This window comes from Paenibacillus marchantiophytorum (assembly GCF_014640555.1).
Taxonomy (GTDB): Bacteria; Bacillota; Bacilli; order Paenibacillales; family NBRC-103111; genus Paenibacillus_E; species Paenibacillus_E marchantiophytorum.
This window is the reverse complement of record NZ_BMHE01000003.1, coordinates 25,517-41,305: the sequence shown is the minus strand read 5'-3', so window position 1 is coordinate 41,305 and position 15,789 is coordinate 25,517. Positions and strand designations below refer to the sequence as shown.

The following is a 15,789-nucleotide window of genomic DNA, read 5'->3' as shown; positions in this document are numbered from 1 at the left end:
AAGAAAACGCTATCATCTAGGGATAGGTAGATGAGGCTTGAATAAGGGAGAATTGAGCAAATGACGACTGATTTCAAAGATACTCGTACAGCAGGGAATCATGCAGCAAGAAAAAATCGGCAAAAGAAGGAGAGGTACGATGTTGTTGTTTGTGGAGGCGGGCTGGCAGGTTTCTGTGCGGCTGTTGCTTCAGCTAGACAAGGGGCGAAGACATGTCTGGTCCAGGATCGCCCCGTCTTCGGAGGGAATAGCTCGTCCGAGGTCAGAGTGACACCGCATGGTGCTGCAGCGTTTCACGTTTACGCCAAGGAAACCGGCATCATATCGGAGTTGTTGATTGAGGAACGCGCGCGCAATCACGAGACGGTATTCGAGAACGGCTGGACGAACAGCGTTTGGGATATGACGATGTATGATCTGGCACAACGAACAGAGAATTTGACCTTCTATTTGAATACGTCCATTCTGGATGTTCGGATGAGCAATGAGCGAAAGATCGCGTCGGTCGTGGGTTATGTGGCAAACGCTGAGATTGAACTTGAATTAGAAGCGGATGTATTCGTCGATTGCACAGGGGACGGCATCGTTGCCGACCGGGCCGGCTGTGAATGGCGGATGGGTTCCGAAGGACGCCAGGAGTTTGGCGAACCGCATGCGCCACTTGAGGCCAGCGGAGATGTCATGGGGAGTTCGATTCATTTTAAAACGAAGGATATTGGTTACCCGGTTCCGTTCACCGCTCCTGATTGGGTGGCGAAGCTCGATAATCCGGACTTTTTCTATAAACAGGGACGTAACCCGAACGATCTGCGTGGGGGTTACTGGTGGATCGAGATTGGTGTGCCTTGGCATACGATTTATGAAAGTGAAGATATTCGTCATGAGCTGACGCGCTATGTCTTGGGCATTTGGGATTGGATCAAGAACAAAGATCCGCTTACCAAAGAACTGGCTGTCAATCATGCGATGGATTGGATCGGTCAAGTGCCGGGCAAACGAGAAAGCCGCAGAATTATGGGGCAGTATTTAATGACCGAGCATGATCCTTTAAACAACACCGTCTTTGAAGACGAAATTGCTTACGGAGGCTGGTTCCTTGATTTGCACACGCCGGGTGGATTACTTGCGCCTACGAGCGAGCATGCCAGCTCTGAAGGTTACGATGAGACGTCCGCCTATATGGTCAAAAGCTACTGTGGGCCTTATGGCATTCCACTCAGGTCGACGATTGCCAAGGATGTCGATAACTTGATGATGGCCGGCAGGAACATTTCTGTGACACATGCAGCATTAGGAACGGTGCGTGTTATGGCGACGACCGCGCTTGTTGGGCAAGCGGTTGGAACAGCCGCAGCGATTGCTTTGCGGAAAGGACTGGCACTTGCCGATGTGCCAAGCCAGGCCATTCAGGAAGTGAAACAAACGCTGCTTCGCGATGGCTGCTTCCTGCTGAATACAACGAACGAAGACGAGTTGGATCTTGCGCGCTGCGCGCAAGTGACAGCAAGCAGCCAAGCGGCGTGCCATGGCGCTGAAGTAAGGGCGGATCTGCAAGCGTCTGGCGAACGGGGGCCCCAGGATGATTTTCTTCGCCAACGGAAAGGGCAATGGATGGCGATTTCGGAGGGAGTTCTGAACCGGGTTTCGGTTTGTTTGAGCAATTGGAGCGACTCCCCGCAAATTGTGGAAGCCAGAATCATTCCTGTCGATCATATCTGGGATTACCGCTCGGAAGCGAATCCTGCGATTGCCTCAGTGGAGCTGCGCATCATGCCGGGCAAGTATCAATGGATCGATTGGGATGTCCATCTGGACGAGACCACTGGCTTGAAGTCTGGCAGCTACGTTCGCTTGGATTTGCTTGCGAATCCCCACATCGTTTGGCATTGTTCAGATGGCATTGTGCCAGGGCAAACGTGTGCATATGAAATGGGTGAAGGGAAGATGCGCCGGGATTGGAATGGGCCGACCCGCAGCTTCCGCGTGGAGCCTCCGCAATATGCCTACCGTCCTGAGCATATCATTAATGGTGTGACTAGACCCTATCGATATACGAACCTGTGGCGCTCGGATCCGCGCGAGTCGCTCCCGCAATGGGTTGAGCTGCGTTGGGAAGATCTTCAATCAATCCAACAAATTGAGATTACGTTCCCCGGCAGCCTTCTATGGGAATACCGTGGGTATGCGCCGTTATATCGCGATCCGCAATGTCCGAAGGATTATCGGATTGAAGCCTTCGTTGGCGGTGACTGGCAGCAGCTCCTTGAGGTAAAGGAGAACTACCAGCGTCATTGCCGATATACGCTTGAGCAGCCAGTTCAAACAGCTAAGCTGCGTGTTGTCATCGAGGCAACCAACGGTGACCCGTCGGCTGCAATCTATGAAATTCGTTGTTATCAAGAATAGAAGTTACTTCGTTTTCCGATGTTCCTTTGGCGATACGCCAAAGTAGTTTTTGAAAGCACGAGAGAAATGATAGAGATTGCCATACCCCACCTTTTCCGAGATCTCATTGATCCGTAAGGTGGGGTCTTTGAGCAGCTTCTGGGCTTCTTCCATGCGGACTTTGATTAAGTAGGCTGTGAACGTTAAACCGGTTCGCTCCTTAAAAAGCTTGCTGAAGTAAGAATAATTCATCGATACCCGATTAGCCACCTCGGCTAGCTGCAGCTCGCGGTTGTAATGCTCACGAACAATGGATTCGGCTACCGTAATGACCGTTTCATTGAGAGTAGACTGCTCGGTGATAAGTTTCTTCGTATCGGTGGCGTAGCTTTTTAAATAATGGCGAAGCTCGCCTAACGAATGGAACGAATCGAAAGCTGCTGCTTGCTCACCTTCATCAAACAGGAAGCGATCATGCACATGCCGATAAATCTCTGTAAGCACTAGATCATAGATCGCTTTGAGCTGTTCTAAGAACATTTGGGTTCGTAGCGAATCGCTAAAATGGTGGTCAATCCAGAGGTGGATACGTTCCAATTGCAGTGTCTCTACAATTTGCTTGAGTTCCTCCACATCCTTTTTGGCAGGCAGCCAAGTTTCTGTCCTTCCAAGGGATTCAACTGTCTGAAGGACATCACACGATTCCCGAAGAATTCTCTCTGACATCGCATGATACGCTTGCTTATACAAGCGAGATAAATCATCCAAACCCTCTCCGAATTGGCTGATTGAGGCCGTAGATATTCGGTCATTTCCTCTTCTCAGCACATGCACAGCTTTGCGAAGAAGGCTGGTAATCCTATCAAAAGACAAAGACCTAGAGAAGTTGAACACAAGGCAGACACTGCCTTGCCTATCATGAAAAGCTAGGAAGCGCAGACCAGCAGCCAAATCATCGGTTCGAATGAGGTTCTCCATACAATCCTCTACCGTTTCCAAGTGCTCCTTACTGAAGGTAACATCGTCAAAAGATAGTATGGAAATTGCATACAAGTGATGAAGAAAGTAAGCTTCAAGCGAATGATGCGAATCCGATTCTTTCATGCCCGCAGACACATCCTGTTCAGAAACAGATATTGCAGAGGCAGAACTGCGCTTTGTCCCATGAACGACTTGGGGTAATTGAGCAGCAAGCATCGCTCTTGCAACTGTTTCATTTTTTTCGGCGAGTTGGTCGTTCAGGTTGTCTTTCTCAATACGGGCAATTGCAGACTGCACTTGCTTGCCAAGCTCATCGGAAGCAGCTGGCTTCAACAAGTAATCCTGCGCACCGTACTTGAAAGCTTCGCGGACGTAGGGGTAATCCGCATATCCGCTCAGCATAATAAATTTCGTGCGTGGCAGAACCTGCGAAAGCTCCTGAATGACTTGAATGCCATCGATATCAGGCATACGAATGTCCGTAATAATGATGTTTGGTCTTAAGTTTGTTGCCATCTCAAGCCCCTGCGGGCCACCGATCGCGACATCAATAAGACGAATACCGGCAACATTCGCCCGTTCCAGCTTAGCCTTCACGCCTTGCCCAATCCATTCCTCGTCATCAATGATTAATATGGTGTACATGTTCATCCTCCTTAATTTTCCTCGTGGGATTTGGAAGGGTCAATATCGTTTCGGTGAATTGACCTTCGATACTATTTAGCTGTAAGGGATAATTCTCTCCATAAAATAACTTCAATCGTTCATTTATGTTGCCCAGTCCGATACTTTCACGATCCCGATCGCCTTTGGCGAGATAGACGGACGTGCGGAACTGCTCGTTGATTTCTCGAAGCCGAGCAGCTTCGATGCCAGAGCCGTTATCCTTTACATGTAATCGAATACTGCAATCCTTCTCTTGGCTAACGTAAATGTCAATATCGAGTGTGTCTTGCTTAGCGAAGCCATGTTTCACACTATTCTCGATAATCGGCTGCAGGATGAACTTCAACACCTGAATAGAAAGGATCTCACTTGGCGCGTGGATCTGAAAATGAATGCTATCTCTAAACTTAATCTTCTGCAGATTCAGATACTGTTCCAAAAAGCGAAGCTCATCCGCTAATGTGGCAAATTTGGATTGTCCGTCGATGTGATAGCGCATCATTTTACCAAAGTCGGCCATGGCATCGGACACGTCATATTGACCGGCCAGCTCCATTTTTGCACTGAAAATATCCAGCGTATTATAGATAAAATGCGGGTTAATCTGCGATTGCAGCGCGATGAGCTGCGCATCCTTATGCAGGGTTTCTTTCTTGATCATATCGCTTAACAGATGGGATATTTTATTAAGCAAAATATTGAATTTCTCCGTGATGACACCGAACTCGTCCTTTCGTGTAATAGGAATGGGCTGAAACCCTGTTTCAATGGCGAGATCCATCTGTTTAATGCTTGTTTTCATTTTACTTAGCGTCATTTTAAGGATGAAGTAGAAAGCGAACAATAAGACGATATAAGTAAGAATAAAAACCAGGTTAGCCGCAACCTGCAAGGAACCAATTAGCGGTGGGAGCGGTATGGCCATGACGATGACATGTTGGACCCCTTTTAACGTATCTGTGACATATAAAAATCCAGATTGCTTTGCATAGCCTTGCGAGAAGAGGGCAGGAGAAATATCTGCTACATTTTCCGTAGCGTCCTTACGTCCCTGGGAAATGATCTTATGATTTTCATCTAATATAAAAATAGGCTGATTCGCAAGATTGGGGCTTTCAGCGGGTTCAAGCAGATCGCTTGAGCTTACATCAACAATCGTCATGCCTCGATACTGACCTTCAATAGAGATCATTTTTTGAATATATAGGAAACTATTGCTTCTGTCTGCTTGGTTCGTATTCAGCACCCAGAGGGATTTGTGATCCGAGGCCATGAAGGCATCATACCAGGTCTCTTTCTTGATTTTCTGCTCCGAGTAAAAGGAACCAAATCCTTCTGGGATGGAATTATTATTCATATAAATAGAAATCTTTTGGATATTAATTTTTTGAAATAACATCGCGTAGCTAACAAGCGGAGCGGCGTAGTTGAAATAAGTATCTAAAGAATCTTTCTCCAAGGAATAAGGCTCGCCTAGAAATTGCTGCAAGCGAAAGTTGTAGGTAATATTATTGCTAACGCTCTCAATAAGGTCGATTTTATTCTCGATCGTATATTTGATCTGCTTAATGGTTGTTTGCGAATTCATCAGCAATTGCGCTTGAATGTACTGCTGCGACTGATTATAAGTATAAAGTCCAAGCACACTGAAGGGAATTAAAATGAAAAAAATAAAGGCAAGCGTCACTTTATTTTTGATGCTCATGGCATGAAACATACGCTGCAATTGCACACTCCTTCTTTCTCCAAAAGATGTTGTAGGGAGGTATTCGACAGAAGGTATGATAAACCTTTCGTGGGAAGGAGAGAGACCAAATAAAGGTATCAAAACTAAAATGGTGATATTTTTATAAGCGCTTTCAAAATGTATAGTGAGGATAGGATTCCGAAGTTGCTTTGCTATAGCAGAAGTTGAGTTGAAATTAAAGAGAACGCTGTCATCTAGTCATCTCGACTTGGGACAGTGAATCGGGGGGAAAGTCTAGTGGATGGAGCTGTAAATGCGAAACAACGTGTTCGAGCGCCACGATTATCAGCGTCTGGCAGATGGTTGCGCTTCAAGAGCCAGTTCGCGCTGCAAAGCATGGTATGGCCGGGGATTTTGTTTCTGCTTCTGTTCTCGTATGTTCCGATGTATGGCATTCTGATTGCGTTCAAGAACTATGATCTTTTCTTGGGTGTGATGAATTCTCCGTGGGTAGGATTCACGCATTTTCAGGAATTTGTGAGTGATCCGAATTTCTTGAATGTCCTTCGGAATACGCTGGCTATGAATCTGTTGGGATTAGTTCTTGGATTTCCTGCACCCATCGTCTTTGCACTTTTTCTAAATGAGCTGAACAAGAAACGATTCAAGAGCTTCGTGCAAACGATTTCTTACTTGCCTCATTTTGTTTCGTGGGTCATTTTTGGTGGATTAGTTCTGACGGTGCTATCGCCTTCGAACGGAATTCTCAATCTCTTACTTACGAGTATGCATATCATCGATGAACCGATTAATTTCGTTGCTAAACCGCATCTTTTCTGGATGATAATGGTTAGCGCTGAAATTTTGAAAGGTATTGGCTGGGGAGCGATCATCTATATCGCCGCGATTGCCGGTGTGGATCAGGAAATGTATGATGCCGCCAAAATTGATGGTGCAGGTAGATTTCAACGAATGTGGTATGTGACATTGCCAGCCATTATGGGGACTGTAGTAATTATGCTCATATTTGCAATTAGCTCCATATTGAACACAGGTTTTGAGCAAATTATGGTCATGCAGAATCCGCTGAATCTAGATGTGAGTGAAACGATCGATACGTATGTCTACAAGGTAGGCCTAAGGCAAATGAGGTATTCCTATTCGACTGCGGTTGGTTTAGCGAAATCAGTCGTCGCCCTGATTCTGCTGTTCGCTGCGAATTATATATCCCGTAAAGTGACAGACAACAGTTTATTCTAACAGGATGCCTGCGTGCAAGGAGGAACACATTATGAATATCCGTTCCAGTAGGGACAAATGGTTTGACAACTTTAATATCATCTTCATGTCGGCAATTGTATTCGTCACGCTGGCTCCGTTCTGGTTTGCTTTGGTAGGTTCATTAAGTGATGGGTTGGACTATCTGCGAGGAGGCGTATATTTATGGCCACGGGAATTTACGATCGCCAATTATAAAGCTGTCTTCTCGGATACGACGATTTATCACGCGTATTTCATTACGATTTGCAGAACGCTGCTCGGTATGACCACGCATATCGCATTCACAGCGCTCGTTGCCTACGGCATGTCGCGAAAAGGACTCGGCGGTCGCAACGTATATCTCGTTATTATGCTAACGACGATGTTCTTCTATGGCGGACTGATTCCGACATACTTGCTGTATAAGCAAATCGGCTTGCTAAACAATTTCATGGTCTATATTATTCCCACTTTGTTCAGTGTATGGGATATGATTATTATCATGTCCTTCTTCCGAACGATCCCTGAACAAATTATCGAATCTGCCAAGATCGATGGGGCAGGGGAATATAGGATTTTACTGCAATTAGTCATGCCCTTGACGAAGCCCGTGTTAGCAGCAATTGCTTTGTTTAATGGCGTGTATCATTGGAACTCTTATATGGATGCGTTGATGTTTACGACGAAATCATCCCTAGAGCCTGTTCAACTGGTTCTGATGCGTATGGTGACGGATGCTTCCTATGGGGAATCATTCAGTCAGCAGGCGATGAGCTTTATGCCAGAAGAAGCGAAGAATGTGAGTTCAGCTACGTTGAAGCTTGCAATGATGGTTGCCACAACAGCGCCAATTGTCGCCATCTATCCCTTTCTGCAGAAGTATTTTGTAAAAGGCGTGCTGATTGGTTCTGTGAAAGGTTAATGTATGAATATCAAGGGGGGAAAGCAAATGAAAAAGAGTTTAGTTAGTTTAGGGCTTGTCACCACACTGTTCGGAACTTTGCTTGCAGGTTGTTCGGCAGATAAGGGGACAGAGGTGTCGAGTTCGCCCAAGGCTTCACAGGATACCGCAGCTTCAGCAAAACCTGATGATAAGTCCCCAATCAAGATTACTTGGTTCGTTGATCAAGAGTCCTATAAGAAGAATTGGGATCCGATTAATAACCTGCTGGATAAGAAAATTACAGAAGATACGGGTGTTTCAATTGAATTTACTTCAGGTAATGATGATAAATTAAGCGCTCTTATCGCATCAGGAGATATCCCGGATATGATTACCGTGGATAAATGGGTGCCGCAGCGAGGTGTGCTTGAGAAGTCCGGCTTGGTCGCTCCACTGGATGAGCTGATTAAGAAGTACGATCCTTCCTTTAATGTGGCGAAGTCCATGCAGAACTGGTTCCGTAATGCGGATGGCCATTTCTACGGGTATGCCAATTATTTCTGGGCCAAAGAATCGTTCAAACCTGGGGACACCATTTACAGCAACCAAGGCTTATATGCACGTAAAGATATCATGGATCAGCTTGGAATCAAACCAGAGGACTTCAGTACCAAAGAAGGATTGGTCACAGCTCTGCGTAAAGTGAAGGATTCGAAAACGAAATATAATGGCTTCGATGTGATTCCTGCTTATTTCGAAAGCTGGATAATCGCAAACTTCTTCGGTAGTCCGCGTGAAGATGCGCAAGGTAATCTTGTCGATCGTGAACGAACACCAGAATCATTGGAAGCTTATCAATTCCTCAATCGTTTGTATCGGGAAGGGCTGCTGCCAGAAGATAGTCAAACGTTAAATCAGACACAGCTTACCGAGAAAGTGAATAATGGCGCTGTCTTTGCGCTTACAAACAAGGGCATTAAATCGGATGCTTTATATGCCAAAGATCCGAAGGCGATCTTCGTTTCCGTTGGACCGGTACTTGGTGACAAAGGCAAACAGCCGGTGATTGATCCAGTTCCAGCCTCCGGTTGGACAATGACGATGGTTAGCAACAAAGCCAAAAATCAGGATCGCATTATTAAGCTCATGCATTATCTTTCCTCCGATGAAATGAGTTTGAATGTGACCTATGGTCCTAAAGGCATTACGTGGGATTACGATGCGAATGGCAAGGTGAAATTATCAGATGAGTTTATTAAGGCCAGAAGCGAGGATGCAGCGAAAACGAAATTAAAATACGGAAATTCAACGTTAGATTGGCTGATTAACTACGTGCCCGTTCAACACACATTGCCGATGAACGGTGAACAAGAGGCCGAAAAAACAAAAGCGAATATTTATTTTAGCAAATACACCTACGATATGCTTGCTTTCGAATCCATTGCTCCGCTTGGCGGCACAGAAGAAGCTGGGATCAATGCGAAACGTGAAGAAGTTCGTGTCAAAACAAGAGCGAAAATGATTCTGGCCAAAGCGCCGGAAGACGTCGAGAAACTCTACAAAGAAGGCATTGAGCAAGAAGAAAAGCTGGGTTCTCAAAAGCTGGTGGAATATCAAAATAAGAAATTCCAAGAAGCAAAGAAAGCATTAGGCGTCCAGTTCGTCTGGCCGACGAATATCAAGAAATAAGCTTGTGATCTATTAAGGAAGAACAATGGCATATGCAACGTTCGTGAGTGGATAGCTTTCATCACACGCTTGCATATGCTTTTTAGCGCGATTTAATAGGGGTAAGACTGCTTAAAAAGAAAGGGATTAAGTCTATGAGACATAATCATTTCGAAGAGGTTCAACTACCACATACGAATAAACTCGTACCCCATCACTATTTTAGCGAAACGGACTATCAGTTTATTTCCTGGTAACGCCGTCACTTTGAGATTCCTGCGGATTGGACGGGGAAAAGTTTGCTTGTGGAGTTCGATGGTGTGATGTCTGTTGCGGAGGTTTATGTCAATGGCTTTTTCGTCGGTGAGCATCAAGGGGGATATACTTCCTTTTCATTCGAGATAAGTGAATGGATTGTGATTGGGGAATCCAATGTGATTGCTGTCAGAGTTGATTCGACACGTAGACCAGAGCAGTAAAGGGGGTGATAGCTGCCGAGGTGGTACTTCGAACGGTGGCGCTGCAAGCGCCAATTGTTCCGGGACCACGTCTGACGACGCAATGGAAGTAGAGAGCACAGGCGCGTATTGCCTAGAATTGTGCCTATGGATCGTGGAGGAGTCATCTGTAAATCGGAGTTAAAGGAGCTAAGTAGCGATGTACAAAGCGATTCGTAAACGATTGACTTCCTTACTTATTTTCACCACGGTAGTTTCTGTAATCGGCAGTGGCGGTATTCTCGGCTATGCCCCGACTGCTCAAGCAGCCGATGTGTGGAAGCCCATCGACACAGAGCCGATGATCGTAACCGGCAGTGCTTTGGATGTATCCGGCATGAATGATGCGCCAGCAGGTAAATATGGCTTCATCCAACAAGGGGCTGACGGTGACTACACGTTCGAGCAAGCGCCGCAAAAGAAAGTGAAGTTATACGGCGCCAATTTAACTTGGAATATGCTCTACGACTCGCATGAAAGTGTGGATAAAACCGTAGATCGCCTGGCGCGGTTAGGCTATAATGTGGTTCGGCTTCATACGGTAGATGCCATGGCCGAGTGGTCCCAAGGTATTTTTGTCCAAAATAAATCCACGACGCCACAATTGAAAACAGATCGTCTAGATTCCTTAGAGTATTTGATTGCAAAGCTGAAGTCCAAAGGCATTTATATTACGATCGATATTTTTCACCTCTACGATTTTAATGGAATCAGCGGGCTTGGCAACTATGCGAGTGGGACCAAATCCGCTTATTTGCTGCCACTTCTACCACAAGCGCTTGATATGTGGAAAGCGATTGCATCCACGTGGTTAACCCATGAAAACCCTTATACAGGGCTCAGCTTGCAGGATGATCCCGTTCTAATCGGGGTTAGTCCTTGGAATGAATCCTTGCTCCTGAATATGAATTTTAGCTCGATGACAGGAGATCTTCGCGAATACATGCTTACTGATTTTGACACGTATCAGATGGAGCATAGCAAGCCGAGGTTCACGAGTTTCCCCAGTAATTATTGGGATGCACCCGGGGAAATTAAGGATCAGCTTAGTGCTTATTATTCCGAGAGAACCATCCATGTCTCGAATCAGATGAGAACTTATTTGAAGGATGAGCTTCACATTAAAGCGCCAATCGGGGGCTTAAATTACATCTTTAGTCCGAATGTGAACTACTGGCGTGATCAAGCGTCGGATGTGTATGAAACGCATGCCTATAATCAATTCGTCGATTTTCGCATTAGTGACGGCTATGAGTATAATCCACTCAAATTTCCGCGATTAAGTATGGCGTTCAATAGCGCGACAGCTGCCAATTATCCAAAGTCCTGGGCGACGGATACCCATTTTGGGAGTTACTATCCGGGTCTGTCACTGAGGCAGCCTTATAATAAACCATTCTTGCTTACCGAGTTTCAGGATACCCAGCCTGTCAAAGGGCGGGAAGACATCGGGATTTTCATTGGAGCAGTCGGGGCTTACCAAGGCTGGGATATGATGAATCGCTATTCGTTTGGTGTGAATCAAGGAGATGGTTATAAGAATTTGAAGCTGGGCACTCCGGAGCAGTTCTCCATTGCGGGAGATCCGCTTGCAATCGTGTCGGAGACCGAAGCGGCGCTCTTATTCCGAAATGAGACGATTCAGGCCGCTAGCCCGAAATTCGTGCTCGTATGGGATCGCACTTGGTCGTCCGATAAGGCGGCAGCTTCAGAACTTGAGGCCAATCTGACGAATCTGAGGTACATTCCGCATTTATTCAAGACCGTTTCCGTGTATGCAGATAAACCGAATGAACCGTTCTCTGTGTACAAAATTACACCGGATTTGACCTCGCAGCAGATTGCGAGCGGCAATCTGCCAGCAGCGAATAAGTTAGCGATTTCGTCTTCCATGTCGAATCGCCAGGTGGCTGAATTGTTTATTAATGCGCTCGATGATGCGAACAAAAAGGGAGAAATGCTCACTGCCTTGAACCAGAATAAGCTGCTTTCGGACACAGGGGAGCTTGTGTTTGATCTTAATCTGGACACTTACACGGTGAACACGCCGAAAGCCGTAGCATTAGCTGGAACAATGAATAATCATACATTCGCACTGGGGCAAGCGACGGTGACAGGCGATGTCTATAAAGGGACGTTTTTCGCCTCTTCTCTAGACGGGAAATCGCTGTCAGATAGTGAACGCATGCTGCTCGCCTACACAACAGATGTAGCTGCTACAGGGGAGCAGTATGTGACTTTACCTTCTGGCTTGGTTGATTATCACAAGGGCACGCTGCCGACACTAGCGAAGCAGCAAACGGCTCAATTTACGCTAACAACCAACAAACCGACCGGTGGGTATAAAGCGTTTAAAATTGCGCTGAATGGGGCGCGCCTTCAGGAAATTCCTGTGACCGTGAACGGCCAAGTGTTGTCCCTCACCCTGGATACCAACAAAGGATTTACGTTTGAACTTGTGTTCGAACCCCTGTATGCCACTGGTTTTGAGTCAGGTGCAGCAGAGTGGACGGCAGTCAATGGGAGCTTTGGGATTCAGTCGGAGAGCAATGGCAATCATGTGTACGCGTCGTCTATGCCATCAACCTCCGTGCTTTCTCAGACGTATGGGACGGACTACTATGTTGAATCCGATGTTCGGATGACAAGTCTTACAAATACGTTTGGACTTGTTGCGAGATATGTGAATCCAGATCAGTATTATAGCTTTACCTATGATGCGCTTCAAGGTAAGGCTTACATCCAGAGGAAAGGCAGCGGTCAATCGGTCGTTCTTCAATCTGCATCCGGGCTGACGATGCCGATGGGGAATTGGAACAAACTGCGGTTTGAAGTGGTTGGGAACAGCTTATCTGGTTATATGAATGGTCAATTGGTGGTGACAGCATCAGATAACACCATGGCAAGCGGTTCGGTAGGAATAACTACGACGGATCAAGGGAGTTCAACTTCCGCAGCTTACGATAACTTCCTCGTTGCTAATCGCGATGTAACGCTGCCCTCGGTACCTACGAGTGTGACCACAACGCCACTTTCCTCTTCTGAAATCTCGTTGAACTGGGCACCATCTGCGGATATGGGCGGTATAGGGGCTTACATTATTTATCGGGATGGGCAAGAAATTGCTGAAATTGTGACTGTAAATAATGCGAGCACAACCTACAAAGACACAGGGTTAAGTTTTGCTACGACCTATCATTACAGGGTCAAGGCCGTTGACATTGCGAATAATCGATCTGCAGCAAGTGAAGAAGTGATGGGTACAACGACGAACAAACTGCTTGAGGAGAATTTTGAAACGGGAAGCGCAAGCGGGTGGACGCCCGTATGGGGAACGTTTGCCGTGGTACAGGACGGCGGTACAAAAGCTTATCTTTCGAATAATGCGAATGACGGTGGGACTCGATCTGTTGCAGGGTCTTCGGATTGGGCGGATTATCGTGTAGAAGCCAAGGGGAAAATGGAGGGAACGAGCGGCCGAATGGGGTTAGTGGCCAGGTACGTGGATTATAAAAATTATTACAGTATGACTTATGATAACTATACCAAGAGAGTTTATATCAGCAAGGTGCAAAACGAAAAGCTAGCCGACCTTACGGTTTCAGCTCCGATCACACCGCTTGCCGCAGGTATTTACCACACGTTTGGATTCAATGTAACTGGAAATATCCTGCAAGCTTATGTGAATGGGCAGCTGATTGCCATGGCGACGGATAGTAGTTTCACCAAAGGCAAGATAGGCGTCTATACGCACATGCTTAAAGGTTATTTTGATGACGTTGTGGTGAAGCTTGATCTCTCGGAGCCGACCACGCCGACCGGTTTGACGGCTTCAGCACTTTCGTCTTCCGAAGTTGCGTTGTCATGGGCGCAATCTACCGATGATACGGGGGTAATCGGCTATGAGATTTATCGAGACGGCCAGTTGATCGCTATCGTGAATGGAATGGTCAATACGTACAAAGACACAGGCTTGAATGTGACCACGACGTATCATTACACCGTCAAGGCCAAGGATGGGGCGAACCGCCTCTCTGAACCTAGCAGTGAAACTGTCGTAACGACGAAAAGTACGCTGTTCGAAGATCATTTCGAGTCCGGCAGCGCGAGCGGATGGACGGTCGTTGGTAATTGGGGAACATTCTCCGTCGTGACAGACGTCTACGGCTCCAAAGCGTACTTATCCGATAATGCTAACAACGGTGCAACAAAGTCAGTCACAGGAGTCTTGTGGAATAATTATAGTGTTGAGACAAAGGTGAAAATGGAGGGAACGAGCGGCCGAATGGGGTTGGTAGCCAGGTATGTAGACTATAAAAATTATTACAGTATGACTTATGATAACTATACCAAGAGAGTTTATATCAGCAAGGTGCAAAACGAAATGCTAACCGATCTTGCGATTTCAGAGGCGATACCATCGCTTGCCGCAGGCACTTATCATACGCTTCGATTCACCGTGAATGGAAATACGCTGCAAGCTTATGTAAATGGGAAGCTCATCGTTACAGCGACAGACAGTGCTTTCACAGCTGGGAAAATCGGTGTATACACGCATTTGTTAAAAGCTTATTTTGATGACGTTGTGGTGAGTGCAGCTCCATAACTTGCCGCAATAACAACAAACGGCGGAATCGCAGAGGATGCGTTCCGCCGTTTCTTATTTATAACCCTAGAGGCGAACTTCCCGGCCTGTTGCAGCAGATTCATAAATGGCTGACAAAATTTTAATCATTTCCACGCCATGCTCCGGACTAATGATCGGCTCTGATCGGCCTGCAACGCAATCGAGGAAGTGATTGATATTGGCATGATGCATCTTGACTGGCTTCCGATTCGAACGGGAAGGTTTCATATCCATTAATTGGCCGTTGTTCTCCGCAAATAAGCTTAGCTCGTAGTTTCGGTAACTGGCGCCGGCTTTTGTGCCGCGAAGTTCAACAAAGTACGTCTCTTCTTCAATATTGGAAGCCCAGCTGAACTCAATTTGCAGGGTGGCTCCGTTGTCGAAGCGAATGAAGCCTACAGCCAAATCCTCCACGTCGAACGTACCGTCCGATTGTGCCTCTCCGAAGCTGCTATGTTTGGAATCGGAAACATCGTTGTCGGCAAATTTACGGTAGGTAGCTCCGCTGACTGCGACTGGCTTCGGATTTCCCATCACCCACACCGCAATATCGATAAAATGGACACCCAAATCAATTAACGGTCCGCCTCCTGACAGTTCTTTCGTTGTAAACCAACCGCCTTTGCCGGGGATGCCCCTTCGTCGAATCCAGCCACAACGTCCGGTATAAATCTCGCCGAGGCCGCCTTCTTTAGCATACTGCTGCAAGAATTGTGCATGCGGATGAAAGCGATTGTTGCGGATCGTCATGAGTACCTTGCCGCTTTGGGCAGCTGCGTCTGCCATTTTCTGCGCTTCGATTGGAGAGACCGCGTCCGGCTTCTCACAAATGACATGGATTCCCGCTTGCAAGGCGGCAATCGCAATTTCCGAGTGATACAGATTCGGCGTGCAAATGTCAACGATATCCACATTTGCCTCAGCCAGCAGTTGCTTATAATCGGTGTAGACGAGTTGCGCTCCTGCCAGCACCGCTATTTCGTGTGCGCGTACTTCATTCACATCGCAGATGGCGACGATTTCAATCTCTTGATTTTCCAACCATGCCGATAAATGCGACTCTTTGAAAATGCCGCCTGCGCCGACGATGCCAATCCGATATTTTGCTCCCATTGTTCGATCCTCCTCATAGTAG

At 46.6% G+C, this 15,789-nt stretch carries 8 protein-coding genes and 1 pseudogene; 6 read left to right on the top strand and 3 right to left on the bottom strand.

The features are described from left to right. Positions 1 to 60: 60 nt before the first annotated feature. The gene (locus IEY34_RS04155) at positions 61 to 2,406 is read left to right on the top strand and encodes an FAD-dependent oxidoreductase (protein WP_189008051.1); all 2,346 of its coding nucleotides are present in this window, start codon (positions 61 to 63) and stop codon (positions 2,404 to 2,406) included. A gap of 3 nt (positions 2,407 to 2,409) precedes the next feature. On the opposite strand, the gene IEY34_RS04150 is transcribed toward IEY34_RS04155, so the two are convergent. Both IEY34_RS04150 and IEY34_RS04145 read right to left on the bottom strand, forming a co-directional pair. Continuing rightward, on the bottom strand, positions 2,410 to 4,011 hold the full coding sequence (locus tag IEY34_RS04150; RefSeq protein WP_189008048.1) for a helix-turn-helix domain-containing protein: 1,602 nt from the start codon (positions 4,009 to 4,011) through the stop codon (positions 2,410 to 2,412). Next, complete coding sequence (locus IEY34_RS04145) at positions 3,989 to 5,749, bottom strand: cache domain-containing sensor histidine kinase (RefSeq protein WP_229757483.1); 1,761 nt, start codon at positions 5,747 to 5,749, stop codon at positions 3,989 to 3,991. The genes IEY34_RS04150 and IEY34_RS04145 overlap by 23 nt, the downstream gene beginning before the upstream one ends. 267 nt (positions 5,750 to 6,016) lie before the next feature. Here IEY34_RS04145 and IEY34_RS04140 point away from each other — a divergent pair, with 267 nt between their 5' ends. The 5 genes and pseudogenes from IEY34_RS04140 to IEY34_RS04120 all read left to right on the top strand — a co-directional run bounded on the left by IEY34_RS04140 (position 6,017) and on the right by IEY34_RS04120 (position 14,633). After that, complete coding sequence (locus IEY34_RS04140; RefSeq protein WP_229757461.1) at positions 6,017 to 6,979, top strand: ABC transporter permease; 963 nt, start codon at positions 6,017 to 6,019, stop codon at positions 6,977 to 6,979. A 31-nt stretch (positions 6,980 to 7,010) separates the two neighbouring features. Beyond that, the gene (locus IEY34_RS04135) at positions 7,011 to 7,901 is read left to right on the top strand and encodes a carbohydrate ABC transporter permease (RefSeq protein WP_189008042.1); all 891 of its coding nucleotides are present in this window, start codon (positions 7,011 to 7,013) and stop codon (positions 7,899 to 7,901) included. A 27-nt stretch (positions 7,902 to 7,928) separates the two neighbouring features. After that, a complete protein-coding gene (locus IEY34_RS04130; RefSeq protein WP_189008039.1) occupies positions 7,929 to 9,551 on the top strand; it encodes an extracellular solute-binding protein in 1,623 nt (540 codons plus the stop codon). A gap of 248 nt (positions 9,552 to 9,799) precedes the next feature. Further along, positions 9,800 to 10,009, top strand: a pseudogene (locus IEY34_RS04125) (sugar-binding domain-containing protein); the annotation flags it as partial. Positions 10,010 to 10,187: 178 nt separating this feature from the next. Next, the gene (locus IEY34_RS04120) at positions 10,188 to 14,633 is read left to right on the top strand and encodes a 3-keto-alpha-glucoside-1,2-lyase-like domain-containing protein (RefSeq protein ID WP_189008036.1); all 4,446 of its coding nucleotides are present in this window, start codon (positions 10,188 to 10,190) and stop codon (positions 14,631 to 14,633) included. 66 nt (positions 14,634 to 14,699) lie between these two features. On the opposite strand, the gene IEY34_RS04115 is transcribed toward IEY34_RS04120, so the two are convergent. Next, on the bottom strand, positions 14,700 to 15,767 hold the full coding sequence (locus IEY34_RS04115) for a Gfo/Idh/MocA family protein (RefSeq protein ID WP_189008034.1): 1,068 nt from the start codon (positions 15,765 to 15,767) through the stop codon (positions 14,700 to 14,702). Positions 15,768 to 15,789: the final 22 nt, after the last annotated feature.

Coding starts and splice junctions, on each gene's coding strand:
- IEY34_RS04155 (WP_189008051.1), top strand. CDS start 61: ATGACGACTGATTTCAAAGATACTCGTACAGCAGGGAATCATGCAGCA.
- IEY34_RS04150 (WP_189008048.1), bottom strand. CDS start 4,011: ATGTACACCATATTAATCATTGATGACGAGGAATGGATTGGGCAAGGC.
- IEY34_RS04145 (WP_229757483.1), bottom strand. CDS start 5,749: ATGTTTCATGCCATGAGCATCAAAAATAAAGTGACGCTTGCCTTTATT.
- IEY34_RS04135 (WP_189008042.1), top strand. CDS start 7,011: ATGAATATCCGTTCCAGTAGGGACAAATGGTTTGACAACTTTAATATC.
- IEY34_RS04130 (WP_189008039.1), top strand. CDS start 7,929: ATGAAAAAGAGTTTAGTTAGTTTAGGGCTTGTCACCACACTGTTCGGA.
- IEY34_RS04120 (WP_189008036.1), top strand. CDS start 10,188: ATGTACAAAGCGATTCGTAAACGATTGACTTCCTTACTTATTTTCACC.
- IEY34_RS04115 (WP_189008034.1), bottom strand. CDS start 15,767: ATGGGAGCAAAATATCGGATTGGCATCGTCGGCGCAGGCGGCATTTTC.